Origin of the sequence: Pseudomonas sp. Z3-8, from assembly GCF_051131975.1 — a bacterium.
Lineage (GTDB): Bacteria > Pseudomonadota > Gammaproteobacteria > Pseudomonadales > Pseudomonadaceae > Aquipseudomonas.
Genome location: NZ_CP071643.1, coordinates 2946422 through 2960762, shown reverse-complemented (window position 1 = coordinate 2960762; position 14341 = coordinate 2946422). Strand labels below are relative to the sequence as shown.

At 63.2% G+C, this 14341-nt stretch carries 17 protein-coding genes; 7 read left to right on the top strand and 10 right to left on the bottom strand.

Features of this window, described 5'->3' with window-relative positions:
* The first annotated feature begins 31 nt into the window (after positions 1 to 31).
* Complete coding sequence (locus J3P94_RS13665) at positions 32 to 664, top strand: NAD(P)H-dependent oxidoreductase (RefSeq protein WP_434568339.1); 633 nt, start codon at positions 32 to 34, stop codon at positions 662 to 664.
* Here the strand turns inward: J3P94_RS13665 and J3P94_RS13660 are convergent, their stop codons facing one another.
* Positions 665 to 2227, bottom strand: coding sequence for a L,D-transpeptidase family protein (locus tag J3P94_RS13660; RefSeq protein ID WP_434568338.1), 1563 nt, complete (start codon positions 2225 to 2227; stop codon positions 665 to 667).
* A gap of 162 nt (positions 2228 to 2389) precedes the next feature.
* Here J3P94_RS13660 and J3P94_RS13655 point away from each other — a divergent pair, with 162 nt between their 5' ends.
* From J3P94_RS13655 to J3P94_RS13645, 3 genes are all read left to right on the top strand, one after another.
* Entirely contained in the window at positions 2390 to 3070 is a 681-nt protein-coding gene (locus J3P94_RS13655; protein ID WP_434574169.1) for a murein L,D-transpeptidase catalytic domain family protein, read from the top strand.
* 70 nt (positions 3071 to 3140) lie between these two features.
* Positions 3141 to 4094: a class I SAM-dependent methyltransferase gene (locus J3P94_RS13650; protein WP_434568337.1), complete on the top strand. Its 954-nt coding sequence runs from the start codon at positions 3141 to 3143 to the stop codon at positions 4092 to 4094.
* 7 nt (positions 4095 to 4101) lie between these two features.
* Positions 4102 to 4227: a hypothetical protein gene (locus J3P94_RS13645; protein WP_434568336.1), complete on the top strand. Its 126-nt coding sequence runs from the start codon at positions 4102 to 4104 to the stop codon at positions 4225 to 4227.
* A 24-nt stretch (positions 4228 to 4251) separates the two neighbouring features.
* Here the strand turns inward: J3P94_RS13645 and J3P94_RS13640 are convergent, their stop codons facing one another.
* From J3P94_RS13640 to J3P94_RS13600, 9 genes are all read right to left on the bottom strand, one after another.
* On the bottom strand, positions 4252 to 4578 hold the full coding sequence (locus tag J3P94_RS13640) for a four-helix bundle copper-binding protein (protein WP_181288801.1): 327 nt from the start codon (positions 4576 to 4578) through the stop codon (positions 4252 to 4254).
* Positions 4579 to 4732: 154 nt separating this feature from the next.
* Complete coding sequence (locus J3P94_RS13635) at positions 4733 to 5332, bottom strand: LysE family translocator (RefSeq protein WP_434568335.1); 600 nt, start codon at positions 5330 to 5332, stop codon at positions 4733 to 4735.
* A 53-nt stretch (positions 5333 to 5385) separates the two neighbouring features.
* A complete protein-coding gene (locus tag J3P94_RS13630; RefSeq protein WP_434568334.1) occupies positions 5386 to 6222 on the bottom strand; it encodes an AraC family transcriptional regulator in 837 nt (278 codons plus the stop codon).
* Between the two features lie 320 nt (positions 6223 to 6542).
* A complete protein-coding gene (locus tag J3P94_RS13625) occupies positions 6543 to 6968 on the bottom strand; it encodes a GlcG/HbpS family heme-binding protein (protein WP_434568333.1) in 426 nt (141 codons plus the stop codon).
* Positions 6969 to 7035: 67 nt separating this feature from the next.
* The gene (locus J3P94_RS13620; protein ID WP_434568332.1) at positions 7036 to 7818 is read right to left on the bottom strand and encodes an ABC transporter substrate-binding protein; all 783 of its coding nucleotides are present in this window, start codon (positions 7816 to 7818) and stop codon (positions 7036 to 7038) included.
* A 141-nt stretch (positions 7819 to 7959) separates the two neighbouring features.
* Complete coding sequence (locus J3P94_RS13615) at positions 7960 to 8310, bottom strand: RidA family protein (RefSeq protein WP_434568331.1); 351 nt, start codon at positions 8308 to 8310, stop codon at positions 7960 to 7962.
* Positions 8307 to 9680, bottom strand: coding sequence for an FAD-dependent oxidoreductase (locus J3P94_RS13610; RefSeq protein ID WP_434568330.1), 1374 nt, complete (start codon positions 9678 to 9680; stop codon positions 8307 to 8309). Before J3P94_RS13610 ends, J3P94_RS13615 begins: the two co-directional genes overlap by 4 nt.
* Positions 9673 to 10002 carry a (2Fe-2S)-binding protein gene (locus J3P94_RS13605; protein ID WP_434568329.1) on the bottom strand — a complete coding sequence of 110 codons (330 nt, stop codon included), beginning with the start codon at positions 10000 to 10002 and terminating at the stop codon, positions 9673 to 9675. The genes J3P94_RS13610 and J3P94_RS13605 overlap by 8 nt, the downstream gene beginning before the upstream one ends.
* Positions 9992 to 11116 (bottom strand): NAD(P)/FAD-dependent oxidoreductase, encoded by a 1125-nt coding sequence (locus J3P94_RS13600; RefSeq protein WP_434568328.1) that lies wholly within the window; start codon positions 11114 to 11116, stop codon positions 9992 to 9994. Before J3P94_RS13600 ends, J3P94_RS13605 begins: the two co-directional genes overlap by 11 nt.
* Positions 11117 to 11272: 156 nt before the next feature.
* On the opposite strand from J3P94_RS13600, the gene J3P94_RS13595 reads away from it, so the two are divergent.
* The 3 genes from J3P94_RS13595 (at position 11273) to J3P94_RS13585 (ending at position 14338) form a co-directional block, all read left to right on the top strand.
* A complete protein-coding gene (locus tag J3P94_RS13595) occupies positions 11273 to 12178 on the top strand; it encodes a LysR substrate-binding domain-containing protein (RefSeq protein WP_434568327.1) in 906 nt (301 codons plus the stop codon).
* A gap of 127 nt (positions 12179 to 12305) precedes the next feature.
* Positions 12306 to 13391, top strand: coding sequence for a Rieske 2Fe-2S domain-containing protein (locus J3P94_RS13590; RefSeq protein WP_434568326.1), 1086 nt, complete (start codon positions 12306 to 12308; stop codon positions 13389 to 13391).
* Positions 13388 to 14338: a PDR/VanB family oxidoreductase gene (locus J3P94_RS13585; RefSeq protein WP_434568325.1), complete on the top strand. Its 951-nt coding sequence runs from the start codon at positions 13388 to 13390 to the stop codon at positions 14336 to 14338. The genes J3P94_RS13590 and J3P94_RS13585 overlap by 4 nt, the downstream gene beginning before the upstream one ends.
* Positions 14339 to 14341: the final 3 nt, after the last annotated feature.

Here is a 14341-nt window from a genome sequence, read left to right as displayed (position 1 = left end):
GACGTTGTGTGATGCCAGAAGGAGATTCGCTATGCACGCGCTTATCGTTGTTGCCCACCATGACCCCCGCTCCCTGACCCATGCGCTGGCCCAGGCCATCGGCGACGGGATCGGCCAGGCCAACCGCGCCAATACCTTCGAGATTGCCGACCTGGCCGCCGAAGGCTTCGATCCGCGCTTCGGCTTCGCCGACCATGCCGTCCACCACCGTGAGGCCTTGCCGCCTGCCGACGTGCTGGCCGAGCAGGCCAGGATCGAACGGGCCGACGCCTTGGTGCTGGTCTACCCGATCTACTGGTGGTCGATGCCAGCGTTGCTCAAGGGCTGGATCGATCGGGTGTTCTCCAATGGCTGGGCGTTCGATTACAAGCCCGGAGAGTCGTTTACCCAGAAGCTCCAGCGATTGCGGGTCCATCTTGTAGCGCTTGGAGGGGCCGATGCCGATAGTTTCCAACGTCATGGCTACGATCAGGCGATGGTCACGCAGATCGACCACGGCATCTTCGATTACTGCGGTGCGCGAGTGATGAGTTCCGAACGCTTGCTGGATTCGGAAACCCTTGATCCGAACGTACATCTGCAAACGGCCCGAGCCCTCGGCCAGCGGGTGTTCTCGGCCATCGAGCAGACCACGCCCGTAGAAGCCAACGCCGCGTGTGCATGATCAGAGTGCTCGACGGTCGGCGGCAGACAGGGGCACATCGCGCTGGTAGATATCCGGGATATACACCGCCCGCCCCTGGCTGTCCGCTTGCACTGTCCAGTATCCAAGCAGGATCGGCATGGGCTTGGCCAGCCTGAATTCATGGGTCAACTCGCTTGCCAGCAAGGTGTCGGTGCGCGTGCGTTCGGCCGGGGTCACCAGCAGATCGCGCAGATGCATGACTTGTTCGATGCGTACACAGCCTGAGCTGAACGCCCGCGGGCCTTTGCTGAAAAGTGCCTGGCTGGGCGTGTCGTGCAGGTATACCGAAAACGGATTGGGAAAGCGGACTACCAGTTTGCCCAAGGGATTTTTCGCACCGGCATCCTGGCGCAGCATTAGATTGCCAGGGTGATCCCAGTCGATATTTTCCACCGCCAGGGGCAATCCATCCCGATCGATCACCTTGAGGTTGTGCCGGGTGAGGAACTCCGGGTCGCGGCGGATCTCGGGCAGTTTGTCCTCGCGCATGATCGTCGGCGGAATAGTCCACGTCGGGTTCAGCGTCAGTCGGGTGATACGCGACTTGATCAGCGGTGTCTGGCGTTCGGCGCGGCCAACCTGGGTCCGGGTCTGCCATACCGGGGCGCCAGCCTGGTAGACCGTCAGCTGCGCCGCCGCCACGTTGACCAGCACGCTGTCGGGCTCCAGATCCTGAGCCAGCCAGCGCATGCGCTCCAGGTTGATCCGCAATTGCTCGCGGCGCATGGCCGGGCTGATGTTCAGCTCGGTAACCGTCCACGGCCCCACTACCCCATCGGCTTGCAGTGAATGGTGGAGCTGGAAGCTTTTCATCGCCTCCACGAGGCTCGGACTGTAGTGCTCATCGGCTTCCAGCGGAGGCACGCTCAGGTAGCCTTCGTTGAACAGGCGCCGGGCCAGTGCGGGCACGCGGGCGTCACGTTTGTCGGGTTGCAGCAATGGGCCAGCCGGCACTGACTGCCAGTCAGCCAGCGGTTGTTGCCGTTGCCGGGCGTAGAGTTCGCGCAGGTTGCGATACAGGTCCAAGGGCGGCCGCGCCTGTTCGAACGCCTCGGCGGGGTCGTGCAAGCCGGCGACGGCGAAGTGCAGCACCATGGCCTGACGGTCCGGCAACTGCGGATTGGCCTTCCAGATCGGCTCCAGGCGGTTCTGCGGCAGGTAGCCGAAACGCAGCTCATGCAGCGCTTGCAGGTAGCGCTGGCTGATGGCGATGTCGGTACAGGCCACGTTGACGTAACGGCCATCGCCCGGCAGGTCGTAGCGGGCCGGATCGAGTCCGTCATCGGCCAGTTGCTGTAGCTGGGCTTGCAACGCCTGTAACCGCCCGTCGGCCGCCCAGATCGCCTGGCCTGCGTTTTGCTGGTACAAGGCCTGCAGGCTCATGACCGTCGGAAAGTCGACGCCACCGGCCAATTCGGGGCAATTGACCGACAGTTGCGCCAGTGTGGTTTGCGCCTGAGCCGGATCGCCGTCCTCGGCCGTGGCGACCAATGGCGCAACGAGCAATAAAAGGCTCAGGTAACATGCGGACTTTTTGAACAACTGCTTTACTCCAATCCATGGCCGTCTCGTTGACGGTGAATTTTGCGACAGGTACGACCCGCCATCATGCAGACAAACGAAACCGGACGGGATGCCGCAAACGAACGCCACCGCAAGCTGCCTTCACCTGTATCGGCCTTCTTGCGCCGATTCTGCCTGGTCGTGACTGGCCTTGGCATCCTGTGCAGCCCGGCGCTGGCCGAAAAACTCAACACCCAGCCTCTTTACAACAGCCTCGCCCACGCCGCGCCGGAACTCAATCCCCAAGCGCTGAAAAGTGCCCTGAGTGCGATGCAGTGCGCAGTTGCCAACGGTGCTCGACAGGCTCGCCACCTGGCGGTGATCGATTATTCGCAACCTTCGACGGCCCGGCGCTTGTGGATCTTCGACCTGCGCCAGAAAAAGCTGGTCCTGCGTGATCTCGTGGCCCACGGGCAGAAATCCGGGGAAAACTTCGCCACCCAGTTTTCCAACCGACTGGGCAGCTATCAATCCAGCCTGGGGCTGTTCCGCACCCAGGAGAGCTACCAGGGCACCCACGGCTACTCGCTGCGCATGGACGGCCTGGAACCCGGATTCAATGACCAGGCGCGCGACCGGGCGATCGTCATCCACGCCGCTGATTACGTGAACCCGCTCTGGAGCGCGCGCCAGGGCCGCATCGGCCGCAGCCAGGGCTGCCCGGCTGTGCGCCCGCAAGTAGCGCGCCAGGTGATCGACAAGCTCAAGGGCGGGCAATTCATGTTTTCCTGGTACCCGGACCCGGCGTGGCTCAAGCGCTCGCCCTATCTCAATTGCCAGCCGCAGCAGGTGGCGAGCATCCTCGCGACCAGCGGGGGCTGATAAAGCGGATTGCAGTGCATGGGTTCGTGGTTAAAATGCCGGCCTTTCGAGCTGCTGGCGTTTTTATCTGATGAACCCTCAAGCCCTTCAAACATTGCAGAGCCTTTTGCTGACGGCGCTGGAATCGGCGCCCGACGAAACCCGTCGCCTGTTCCATGGCCGCGGGCGCTGCTGGCCGGGGCTGGAACAGATCACCGTCGACTGGCTGCAAGGCGTGGTGTTGGTCTCGCTGTTCAAGGAACCCGATCCTACACAACTCGATGACCTGTTCGCCATGCTGCGCACCCTCGCCTCCTTGCCCGCCTGGCAACACAGCGGCGCCCACACCCTCGCGGTGCAACATCGATACCTGCCCGACAGCCTGACCCAGTGGTTGGTGGGCGAACCGATCGATGAGTGGACCCTGACCGAAGGCGGCCTGCGCTACCGGATCGACCTCGGCAAGAAGCAGAACAACGGCCTGTTCCTCGACATGCGCTATGGCCGCGACTGGGTGCGCGCTCACGCCCAAGGCAAGCGCGTGCTCAACCTGTTCGCCTATACCTGCGGTTTCTCGGTGGCGGCCATCGCCGGCGGTGCCCGCCACGTGGTCAACCTGGACATGTCCCGCGCAGCCCTGAGCCGTGGTCGTGACAATCATCGCCTGAACGGCCATGACCTGGGCCAAGTGAGCTTTCTGGGGCACGACCTCTTCAAATCCTGGGGCAAGGTGATCAACAGCGGGCCCTATGACCTGGTCATCATCGACCCGCCCACGTTCCAGAAAGGCAGCTTCCTGCTGACCAAGGATTATCAGCGAGTGCTGCGCCGCCTGCCGGAGCTGCTGACCGCCGCTGGCACGGTCCTGGCGTGCAGCAATGACCCGGCGACCGGCCCCGGCTTCCTCATCGAAGGCGTCATGCGCGAGGCGCCTGGCCTGACGTTCGAAGAGCGATTGGCAAACCCTCCGGAGTTTCCAGATGCGGACCCCGCCTGTGGCTTGAAGGCCTTGGTGTTCAGGCGTGACGACTCGGCCATCGGCTGAGAACTTCGTGCCGGGATTACACATTTCCGACCCGCGCCAGCGCTGGCGCGCATTGATCGTCTTGTGCCTGGGCGTGCTGATGGTCGTGCTCGACGGTACGGTGGTGCAACGGCAGTCATCGAGTGATGCCTGACGTTGCTGCCGGTCCGGTTGAGTCTCAGGCGGCCATCCGCTCACAGGCCTCGGCGCAAGACTGGCAGGCCTTGGCGCAATCCTGACAATGACCCGCTTCGTGCTTCGCGCATTCTTCGCCACACGCACGGCAGATGCTCGCGCAGACGATACAAAGATCCGTCGCCACCCGGCTGTCGCGCTGCATCAGCGTTGCCGCGAGACGGCACAAGTCGGCGCAGTCGCGGTCCAGCTCGATGCAACGCGCCATCATCTGGACGTTTTGCTCTTGCAGGCACGCACTGGCGCAGGCCTCGCAGGCCATGGCGCAGGCCAGGCACTCGTCGATGCAGGTTTGATAACGGCTGTTCATGGCACTCTCCTTTTTTGAAGGTCGATCAAAAAATACATACCGCCTGTTCTAGGCAGGTATAAGGGTGCGACTTGGCGCATGAACCGCGGGTTTCAAAAGAAAAATTACATTTTCGTCAGCTGGACCGGCCCTGCCGGTCTTCCTGCATCGTGGATCAGACCACCAGCGTCAACCACGCCGACACCAGTAGCAACACCGCCATGACGCGGTTGAAGCGCCCCATCGCCACGGCGGAACGGCAGAACCTTGCGGCCCCGCGCCCCAGGTAGGCCCAGGCCGTCATGCAAGGAATGGATATCGCAAAAAACGCCAGGGACAGCCAGAGCACGCGCACGGTACGGTCTGCCTCGGCGCCGGCGAATACACTGACCACAGCCAACGCCATCATCCAGGTCTTCGGGTTCACCAGTTGCAACCCGGCGGCGCCCGCCAGGCCCAGCCGGGGGCCTTCCACGGGTTTGTCGGGAATGGCCTCGGCGGGGGCGCTGAAGATCTGCCAGGCCATCCAGCTCAGCCAGGCGATGCCGGCCCAGGACAACACGGTCTGGATTGTCGCGTGTCGGGCCAGCACGTCCCCCAAGCCGGTGCCGACCACCAATACCAGCAACGCGGCGGCGGCACAGGCGCCGAGGATGATTGGCCAGGTGGTCGTCAGGCCAAAGCGAGAACTGTGGCTCAACACCAGGATATTGGTCGGGCCCGGGGTGATGGAGGCGACAAAGGCAAACAAGGCAAACGGCAGCAACTGGTCCATGAGCAACTTCTCGGTGAATGATCGTAGGGTTGATCATCCCGATGCCGGCGTGGTCAGTCTGGAACAATTGAGCAGCGCTTGCGGTAGTCCGCCGGGCTCATGCGATAGGCGCGCTGGAACCAGCGGCCCAAGTGACTCTGGTCGGCGAAGCCAAGCATGGCGGCCACCACCACGGCGCTTTCGCCACGGGCCAGCAACCGCCGCGCGCGAGCCAGGCGCAGCTGGATCAGGTAGGCATGGGGCGCCAGGCCGAACGCGGCCTTGAATGCGCGGCTCAGGCGAAAACGGTCGACACCGGTGGCCCGCGCCAAGTCGTCGAGGCCGACGTCTTCGCTCAAGTGGCTGTGCAGGTAGTCGCGGGCCTGTTGCGCAACTAGCGGCAGGCGCGGGTCGGGATTGATCCGCGCGCGCCAGTGCAAGTGCTGGGTGAGGTTCGCCAGCAGCGCGTCGAGGGCGGTCTGGCGGACGATCAGAATGTCTTGCTCATGCAGGCTCTGGAAAGCCGTGGCGGTGGCGCTCGCCAGACGCGCGTCATCATTCAGGGTGGTGGCAAAGCCCAGCTGGGCATTGTCCGGCGCTTCATCGAACAGGGAGCGCAGCTCGCGCTCGAGCCAATGCGGTTCCAGGTACAACGTGCGGTAGGTGAAACCGTGTTCGTGCGGTGCGTTTCCGTCATGCAATTCACCGGGTTCGAGCAGGAACACTTTGCCCGGCGTGCTGTTGTGTTGCTGCCGACGGCAATGGAACTGTTGCACGCCCTGCTCCGTCACGCCCACCAGGTACGCATCATGCCAATGCGGATCGTAGGCATGCCCTTCGAAATGCGCGCGCACGGTCTCGATGCCGGACGTGGCGTCCTGCTTGAGATCGATCCAGTTGCGCGCTGTCATGGGCTGTCTCGTTTATGTATCGGCTGGCTGAGATTAAACGACTTGGATGGGGTGGTCTGGAAGATTTGTGCAGTTTCACTCCGGCATTGTGTTCCTCCTGTGGGAGCGAGCCTGCTCGCGAAGGCGGTGTATCAGTCGATGAAGATGCCGGATGTACTGGCCTCTTCGCGAGCAGGCTCGCTCCCACAATTGCTAGCGGGCTAACGGAGATCCAATGTGGGAGCGAGCTTGCTCGCGATGCGGTGGATCAGCTTGCATTGATGTCGAGAGTGCCGACGCCATCGCGAGCAAGCTCGCTCCCACAGGGTTCGCGCCAGCCCTCAGGCATCCGGCGTGATCACTGGCAACACCGTCTCCACCGCCAATCGCGCCAGCTCCGCATCTTCCTCGGCCTTGACCCCGGACACGCCGATGGCACCGATGCACTGACCGTCGTGACGGATCGCCACGCCACCTTCGAGCATGCCCTGCAAGTGCGGGGCGCTCAGGAAGGCCAGGCGACCGCCGTTGATCATGTCTTCGAAGGCCTTGCTGTCCCGCCGGCCCATGGCGGCGGTGCGGGCTTTTTCGGTGGCAATGTAGGCTGACAAGGGCGAGGCGCCGTCCAGGCGCAGCAGCCCCAAGGGGTGCCCGCCATCGTCGACCACACAGACCGATACGGCCCATTGACGCTGGTGGGCCAGCTCTTTGGCTGCTACCAGCAACTGGGCAACGTCCTGTTCGGTGAGTACCGCTTTGGTTTTCATGAATCACTCCATGCTGTGCAGCGTGAGGCCCGTCAGCCGAAGCTGCGGGCGATGGACACGGCGACGGTCATTCGCCATAGATATCAAAATCGAAGTACTTCTGGCGAATCCGCTCGTAGGTGCCGTTGGCGCGAAGGGTCGCCAGCGCCTGGTTGAAACGGCCCGCCAGCGGATCATTCTTGCGCACGGCGATCCCAATACCCGTGCCGAAGTATTGTTCTTCGACGAAGTTTGGGCCAACAAATTCGAAATCCTTGCCTTCAGGGCGCTTGAGCAGGCTTTCGTCGATGGCCACCGAACTGGCCATCGTCGCGTCCAGGCGTCCGCCCAGCAGGTCGAGGAAGACTTCGTTTTGCGAGCCATAACGGATCACTTCGGCCCCGGCCGGGGCAAATTTGTCGGTGACGTAACGATCAAAGTTGGTCGCCCGCTGCACGCCGATCCGCTTGCCCTTGAGCTGCGAGGGAATCTCGCTGATGCCGCTGCCCTGGCGAAACACCAGGCGGGCCGGGATGCGGTAGTAACGGTTGGTGAAGTCGACCGATTTCATGCGCTCCGGCGTGATTGACATGGAAGAAATCACCGCGTCGACCTTCTTCACCTTGAGTGCCGGGATCAAGCCGTCGAACTCCTGTTCTATCCAGTCGCAACGAACCTTCATCTCGGCGCAAAGCGCCTGGCCGATGTCATAGTCGAAGCCGACGATGGCGTTGTCCGGGGTTTTCGAGGCGAAGGGTGGGTATGCCGCCTCGATGCCGATGCGCAGCGAGGTTTCGGCGGCGTGCAGATTGGCGCCGAATGCCAGCAGCGAGACGAAGCCCAGCTTGAGTGCAATGCGTTTAACGTTCATTCATTAGCTCCGGATGCGATGTTATTGATTTCGGACGCTCCACGGGAAGTCGTCCGTTATGGCAGCAGCAATCTGAACAAGCGCGGGCGACCACTCTGGCGGTGGTCTTGCCCGATAGCGGCACAGCAGTGTCCGGCGGTCCTACACTGCCGCGGTCACGATCAGTTCCAGCAGGATCTGCGGGTCATCGAACGCCACCTGTGCGGTGGCTCGCGCCGGGGTATGCGCGGCGTCGACCCAGTCGCTCCAGATCGCGTTCATCGCAGCGAAATCGCGGCCCATGTCCTTCATCCAGATCTGCACGCTGAGCAGGCGACGTTTGTCTGTGCCCGACGCGGCGAGCAATTCGTCGATCCGCTGCAGCACCTGGCGGGTCTGGCCCTGGATGTCCTGGTCGCAATCGGCGGCGACAATGCCGCTGAGCCAGGCCACGCCGTTGTGCACGACGCTGCGGCTCAGGCGCGGGTTGCTTTCGATACGTTGAATGGTCATGACGGTTCCTCGACGCAGTGACGTTCGCCGGCCAGTTGGGCCAGCGTGATGGGTTTGAGGGGGGGACGGATGCGGTAGTAACCGACTTCAGCGGGCGACACGCGGCGCTGGGCGGCGATGATCTGGGTGACGCTCAAGCCGCATTGGCGCCCTTGGCACGGGCCCATGCCGCAACGGCTGAAGGCTTTGGTCTGGTTGGGACCCAGGCAGCCGAGGTCGACGTAGCGGCGGATAGCGCCAGCCGTGACTTCTTCGCAGCGACACACGATGACGTCGTCGGGTGGGACGCAACTTTCTGCCGGGGGGCGATACAACGCATCGATCAAGGGCCGCGCAGCACGAGCACGACGCAGGCCTTTCTCAAGGCTGCGTGCTCCCCGAGACACACCGGCAATCGCCATCGCAGCGAGTCGCCCTTCCAGCCGCGCCACCTGCGCACCGCCAATGGCAGCGCCGTCACCGGCGATGAAAATGCCCGGTGCGCTGGTTTCGCCAAAGCCATTACGCCGTGGAACCCAGCACAGCTGCGCCTCGCTCCAGTCATGCTCCAGGCGCAACGACCAACTGATCTGCGTGTGCGGCACCACGCCCTGGTGCAATAAAATCAATTCGGCGGGCAGGCGCACCTGCTGGCCTCCACTGTCGAAGCCCAGTGCATTGGCGCAATCCTCACCCTCGACACGCAGGTTGCCGGCACCGCGATAATGGCGGATGCCGCCACGCTTCAACTCGGCCAGCAGCCCCACGCCCTTGAACAAGTCGCGCCAGCCGCGCAACGCACCGGGAATCAGTCGCCAGGCCCGCAGCAGCTCGCGACGATGGCTGGTATCGACCAGCGCCTCGACGGCGATGCCGGCGCGCAGGTACTGCGCCGCCAGCAAGTACAACAGCGGACCGCAACCCGCCAGGACCACCGGCCCCGCCGGTACCAGCGCCGCGCTCTTGAGCAGGATCTGCCCCGCACCGGCCGTCATGACCCCAGGCAAGGTCCAGCCGGGAATTGGCATCGGCCGTTCGAAGGCGCCCGTGGCGATCAGCAGATGGCGCCCGCGCAAAACCTCTGCGCAGCCGTCGATCAGGTAGTGCACCTCACGCTGGGGGGTGACTTGCCAGATCGCCGCGTTGGGCAGGTAACGAGCCCCGCATCGGAGAAAATCCGCCGCCAGCTGCGCACCGGCGCTGTAGTCTTCGCCGAGCACCGCGCGGCTGCGGGCATCGGCTTGAAGCACCTGGCGATAAATCTGCCCTCCAGGACTGGCCTGCTCATCCAGCACCACAACCGTCAATCCATGGTCCCTGGCCTCGATGGCGGCGCTCATGCCGGCCGGTCCGGCACCGATGATGATCAAGTCGATCACGGCGTTACTCATCGGTCCCCTCCTCGTTCGGCGCCAGGCTGACGGCGCCGCGTTGGCGTTTTACGCGCATGCCCGGGCGCACCGCCACCAGGCACGACTGGACGTTGGCCTGGCCGTCCACTTGCACCAGGCATTCGAAGCACACGCCCATCAGGCAGTACGGCGCAGCGGGCCTGCCGCTGACAGCGCTTTCACGGCTATGCCGAACTCCGCTGGCGAGCAGCGCCGCCGCAAGGCAGACATCACCCGGCACGCTCAAGGGCTTGCCATCGAACTCGATCAGTACCTGGTTCTGCGAGACGGCCAAAGGCCGGAACAGGCTTTCAGCCGACATGACGCACCTCGGTTGGCGAATTGAATCGCTGCAGGCCAAACGGCTTGACGGCTGGGTCATCGAACTCGCCGGCAATCCACGGGGCCAGGCGCAGGGCGTGAACAGCGGCCAATGTCACGCCGCTGTGGCAACTGACCACCGACAGGCCCGGGCAGCCTTGGGGCATTTCGTAAATCGGAAACCCGTCGGCGCTCATCACCCGCAACGCGCCCCAGGCCCGCACCAGGCGTACGTCACCCAGCAGTGGGAAACACTGCACGGCGCGTCGGGCGATCGCGGCCATGACCTGGCTGCCGGTGCTGTCGTCGAAGCCGGCCGACTCATGGGAATCGCCCAGTTGCACGGTGCCCTCATCTGTCTGGCGCACATACGTCGTGGGGTAATGGAGGAACGGCTTGAGTCGTTCGGTCACCAGGATCTGCCCGCGATTGGGTTGCACGGGCACGTCCAATCCGACCCTTTCGCCCAATGCCCGATTGCCCAAGCCCGCGGCCAGGACAACCTGAGCGGCAGACCAGCGCTGATCGGCGGCGCGCAATTGCAAACCCGTGGCGTGCGGTTCGATGGCCTCGACGCGGTGACCATTGATCAACGTCACGCCACGCGCTTTGCAGGCCGCATGCAGCGAACGCAACAGCTTGAGCGGGTTGACGTGACCATCCATGGGCGAGAAACAGCCGCCCACCACGTCGTGGCCGATACCCGGCAGACGGCCGCGCAGTTGTGCTCTGTCCAGCAGCTCATAGGGATAATCACCGTCGAGGGCCTCGCGCAGCCAGGCCAGGCGCGCGGCCTCCTCGGTCATTTCCGCATCGCTCAGGCACAACTGAAAACCGCCCTGCTGGCGCAGATGGATATCGATACCCGTGTCGGCTTGCAGCGCTTCGGCGAAGCGCGGCCATAGCGCCACCGAATCACGGGTCCATTGTGCATACGGGCTCATTCCGTAGCCCTTGCCCTGGACCCAGAGCAAACCGAAGTTGCCACGGGCGGCGCGAATCGCGTCGTCGCCCTCGTCGAGCACGCTCACCTTGCGCCCGAGCAGGGCCAGGCCATAGGCAATGGACATACCCACCAGGCCGCCACCTACGATGATTACATCAGTTTTTTGCATGACTGCTATATCGCTGTTCCAAAGGCCTTGAAGTACGGCGAAGCGCCGATTCATGGCCGGGCGAATTCATGCGATCGATCCTAGGACGCTGCCACGCTCATTAAAAATGCTTTATTTTTGATAGCTCATGTCTTTTTGTTATGGGTGAGCATCCTTATGAACCTCCGCCAGCTGGAAGCGTTTCGCGCGGTGATCCTCGGCCAGACGGTGACCCGCGCCGCCGAAATGCTGCACATCTCGCAACCCGCCGCGACCCGGCTGATTGCCAGCCTGGAAGAAGACATCGGCTTCAGCCTGTTCGACCGTATCAAGGGCCGGCTGCAACCGACCGCCGAGGCCATGACGCTGTATCAGGAGGTGCAGCGCTCGCTGCTGGGGGTGGAGCGGATCGCGCGCACGGCCCAGGACATCCGCAACCTCAAGCGCGGTTCGCTGCACATTGCCTGCGCGCCGGCCATGGGCTTGTCGTTCCTGCCGCGGGCGATTGCCGCGTTCATGGCCGAGCATGAGCAGGTGCAGATCTCGCTGGTGGTGCATTCCTCGCGGGAAGTCGTTGACCTGGTGGTAGGCCAACGCTGTGACCTGGGCCTGATCGTCCTGCCCAATACCTACCCGAGTCCCCGTGCCGAAAAGTTGCTGGCTACGCGCATGCTCTGCGCCCTGCCCGCCGGCCATCGGCTACAGGACCGCACGTCCATCAAGCCGGAAGACCTGCAGGGCGAACGGTTCATTTCCTATCCGCAATCCATCGGCTCCCGACAACACATCGACGCGATTTTCGCCGCTCACGGCGTCGAGCGTGAGCTGCGCCTGGAAACCCAATTGTCCCAGCCGATGTGCACTTTTGTTGAGCAAGGCCTGGGCGTCGCCCTGGTGGACGCCATCAGTGCCGTTGAATACCGCGGCAACGGCATCGTCTTCCGGGCCTTCGAACCGGCAATCGAAATGGACTTCAGCATGCTGCTGCCAATCCATGGACCGCTGTCGAAACTGCAGGCGCGCTTTCTCGAACACATGCAGCGATTCATCGAGGCGCAAGTGCCGGCGGCCTATCGGTTTTAAAGCGAGCAATGGATCCATTGAGAAACACCGATCATCTGCACAACCACCAAAATCGTTGACAAGCAAATTAGTTAAGAGAGTTAATGGATCCACTGATAATAACAAAACCAGCCTGGAGATCCCTCTCATGTACCCCAAGAACGCCTGGTACGTTGCCTGCACCCCGGACGAGATTGCCGACAAGCCGCTGGGTCGGCAGATCTGTGGCGAGAAAATGGTTTTCTACCGCGGGCAAGCCGGCAAAGTCGCCGCCGTCGAGGACTTCTGTCCCCATCGAGGCGCACCGCTCTCGCTCGGTTATGTCGAGAATGGCAACCTGGTGTGTGGCTACCATGGGCTGGTCATGGGCGACGATGGCAAGACTGTCGAGATGCCCGGGCAACGGGTTCGGGGATTTCCTTGCAACAAGACCTTTGCCGTGCAGGAGCGCTACGGGTTTATCTGGGTCTGGCCGGGTGAACAGGCATTGGCCGACCCCTCGCTGATCCATCCTCTGGAATGGGCGGAAAACCAGGAATGGGCGTATGGCGGCGGCCTCTTCCATATCCATTGCGACTATCGCCTGATGATCGACAACCTGATGGATTTGACCCACGAAACCTACGTGCATGCCTCGAGCATCGGCCAGAAGGAAATCGACGAGGCACCGCCAGTGACCACGGTCGAAGGCGATGAGGTGGTCACCGCCCGCCACATGGAAAACATCATGGCTCCGCCCTTCTGGCGCATGGCGTTGCGCGGCAACAACCTGGCCGACGACGTGCCGGTGGATCGCTGGCAGATCTGCCGATTCACCCCGCCCAGCCACGTAATGATCGAAGTCGGCGTGGCCCATGCCGGCCACGGTGGCTATCACGCCGCGCCGCAACACAAGGCGTCGAGCATCGTCGTTGATTTCATCACGCCGGAAACCGAGACCTCCATCTGGTACTTCTGGGGCATGGCACGCCACTTCCAGCCTCAGGACGACGCGCTGACCGCGAGTATTCGCGAGGGCCAGGGCAAGATCTTCAGCGAAGACCTGGAGATGCTCGAACGCCAGCAGCGCAACCTGCTGGACCATCCGCAACGCAATCTGCTCAAGCTCAACATCGATGCCGGCGGCGTGCAGTCGCGTCGGGTACTGGAACGCTGGATCGCCCGCGAGCGTGAGCAACAGGCCGCCCTGATCGCCAGTACCCAGCAGCCGCAACACGCGGAGCAACGGCCATGATCGAAGTCCAGGTCGCGGCACGCACTATTGAAACCCCGGACATCTGCAGCTACGAGCTGACCAGCATCGACGGTCAGCCACTGCCGGCGTTTACCGCTGGCGCCCATATCGACGTGCATTTGCCCGATGGGCTGGTTCGCCAGTACTCGCTGTGCAACCACCCGGAGGAACGGCATCGCTACCTCATCGGCGTGCTCAGGGACCCCTCGTCACGAGGTGGCTCACGCAGCCTGCATGAACAGATCCAGCCGGGCGCGCGGCTGCTGATCAGCGAACCGCGCAACCTGTTTGCCCTGACCCCTGCGGCCCAGGGCAGCCTGCTGTTTGCCGGCGGCATCGGCATCACGCCGATCCTGTGCATGGCCGAGCACCTGGCCCAGAGCGGCGCTGCGTTCGCATTGCACTACTGTGCCCGGTCCCGGGACCGCGCCGCTTTTATTAAACGCCTGGAGCAGTCGCCTTACGCCGACCGGGTATTCCTGCATTTCGATGAAGAACCCGCCACGGCACTGGATGCCGTTCGGGTACTGGCTTCGCCCAGCGCCGACCTGCACCTGTATGTCTGTGGTCCCGGCGGGTTCATGCAGCACATCCTCGACACCGCCAAGGCCCAGGGCTGGCAGGAAGCCAATCTGCACCGGGAATACTTCGCCGCGGCGCCGATCGACACCACGGCCGATGGCCGCTTCTCGGTGAAGCTTGCCAGCAGCGGCCAGGTTTTCGAGGTGCCGGCGGACCGCAGCGTGGTCCAGGTGTTGGAAAGCCATGGCATCGAGGTTCCGATTTCCTGCGAGCAAGGCGTCTGCGGCACCTGCCTGACCCGCGTGCTGGAAGGCGTGCCGGACCATCGGGACATGTTCCTGACCGAAGCAGAGCAAGCCTGCAACGACCAGTTCACGCCGTGCTGTTCGAGGTCGAGGACGCCGTTGTTGGTGCTGGATCTCTGAGTA

What these genes read in the sequence shown, in the direction of transcription:
- J3P94_RS13665 (WP_434568339.1), top strand. Translation starts at nt 32, where the DNA reads ATGCACGCGCTTATCGTTGTTGCCCACCATGACCCCCGCTCCCTGACC.
- J3P94_RS13650 (WP_434568337.1), top strand. Translation starts at nt 3,141, where the DNA reads ATGAACCCTCAAGCCCTTCAAACATTGCAGAGCCTTTTGCTGACGGCG.
- J3P94_RS13640 (WP_181288801.1), bottom strand. Translation starts at nt 4,578, where the DNA reads ATGAACAGCCGTTATCAAACCTGCATCGACGAGTGCCTGGCCTGCGCC.
- J3P94_RS13635 (WP_434568335.1), bottom strand. Translation starts at nt 5,332, where the DNA reads ATGGACCAGTTGCTGCCGTTTGCCTTGTTTGCCTTTGTCGCCTCCATC.
- J3P94_RS13630 (WP_434568334.1), bottom strand. Translation starts at nt 6,222, where the DNA reads ATGACAGCGCGCAACTGGATCGATCTCAAGCAGGACGCCACGTCCGGC.
- J3P94_RS13625 (WP_434568333.1), bottom strand. Translation starts at nt 6,968, where the DNA reads ATGAAAACCAAAGCGGTACTCACCGAACAGGACGTTGCCCAGTTGCTG.
- J3P94_RS13620 (WP_434568332.1), bottom strand. Translation starts at nt 7,818, where the DNA reads ATGAACGTTAAACGCATTGCACTCAAGCTGGGCTTCGTCTCGCTGCTG.
- J3P94_RS13615 (WP_434568331.1), bottom strand. Translation starts at nt 8,310, where the DNA reads ATGACCATTCAACGTATCGAAAGCAACCCGCGCCTGAGCCGCAGCGTC.
- J3P94_RS13610 (WP_434568330.1), bottom strand. Translation starts at nt 9,680, where the DNA reads ATGAGTAACGCCGTGATCGACTTGATCATCATCGGTGCCGGACCGGCC.
- J3P94_RS13605 (WP_434568329.1), bottom strand. Translation starts at nt 10,002, where the DNA reads ATGTCGGCTGAAAGCCTGTTCCGGCCTTTGGCCGTCTCGCAGAACCAG.
- J3P94_RS13600 (WP_434568328.1), bottom strand. Translation starts at nt 11,116, where the DNA reads ATGCAAAAAACTGATGTAATCATCGTAGGTGGCGGCCTGGTGGGTATG.
- J3P94_RS13595 (WP_434568327.1), top strand. Translation starts at nt 11,273, where the DNA reads ATGAACCTCCGCCAGCTGGAAGCGTTTCGCGCGGTGATCCTCGGCCAG.
- J3P94_RS13590 (WP_434568326.1), top strand. Translation starts at nt 12,306, where the DNA reads ATGTACCCCAAGAACGCCTGGTACGTTGCCTGCACCCCGGACGAGATT.
- J3P94_RS13585 (WP_434568325.1), top strand. Translation starts at nt 13,388, where the DNA reads ATGATCGAAGTCCAGGTCGCGGCACGCACTATTGAAACCCCGGACATC.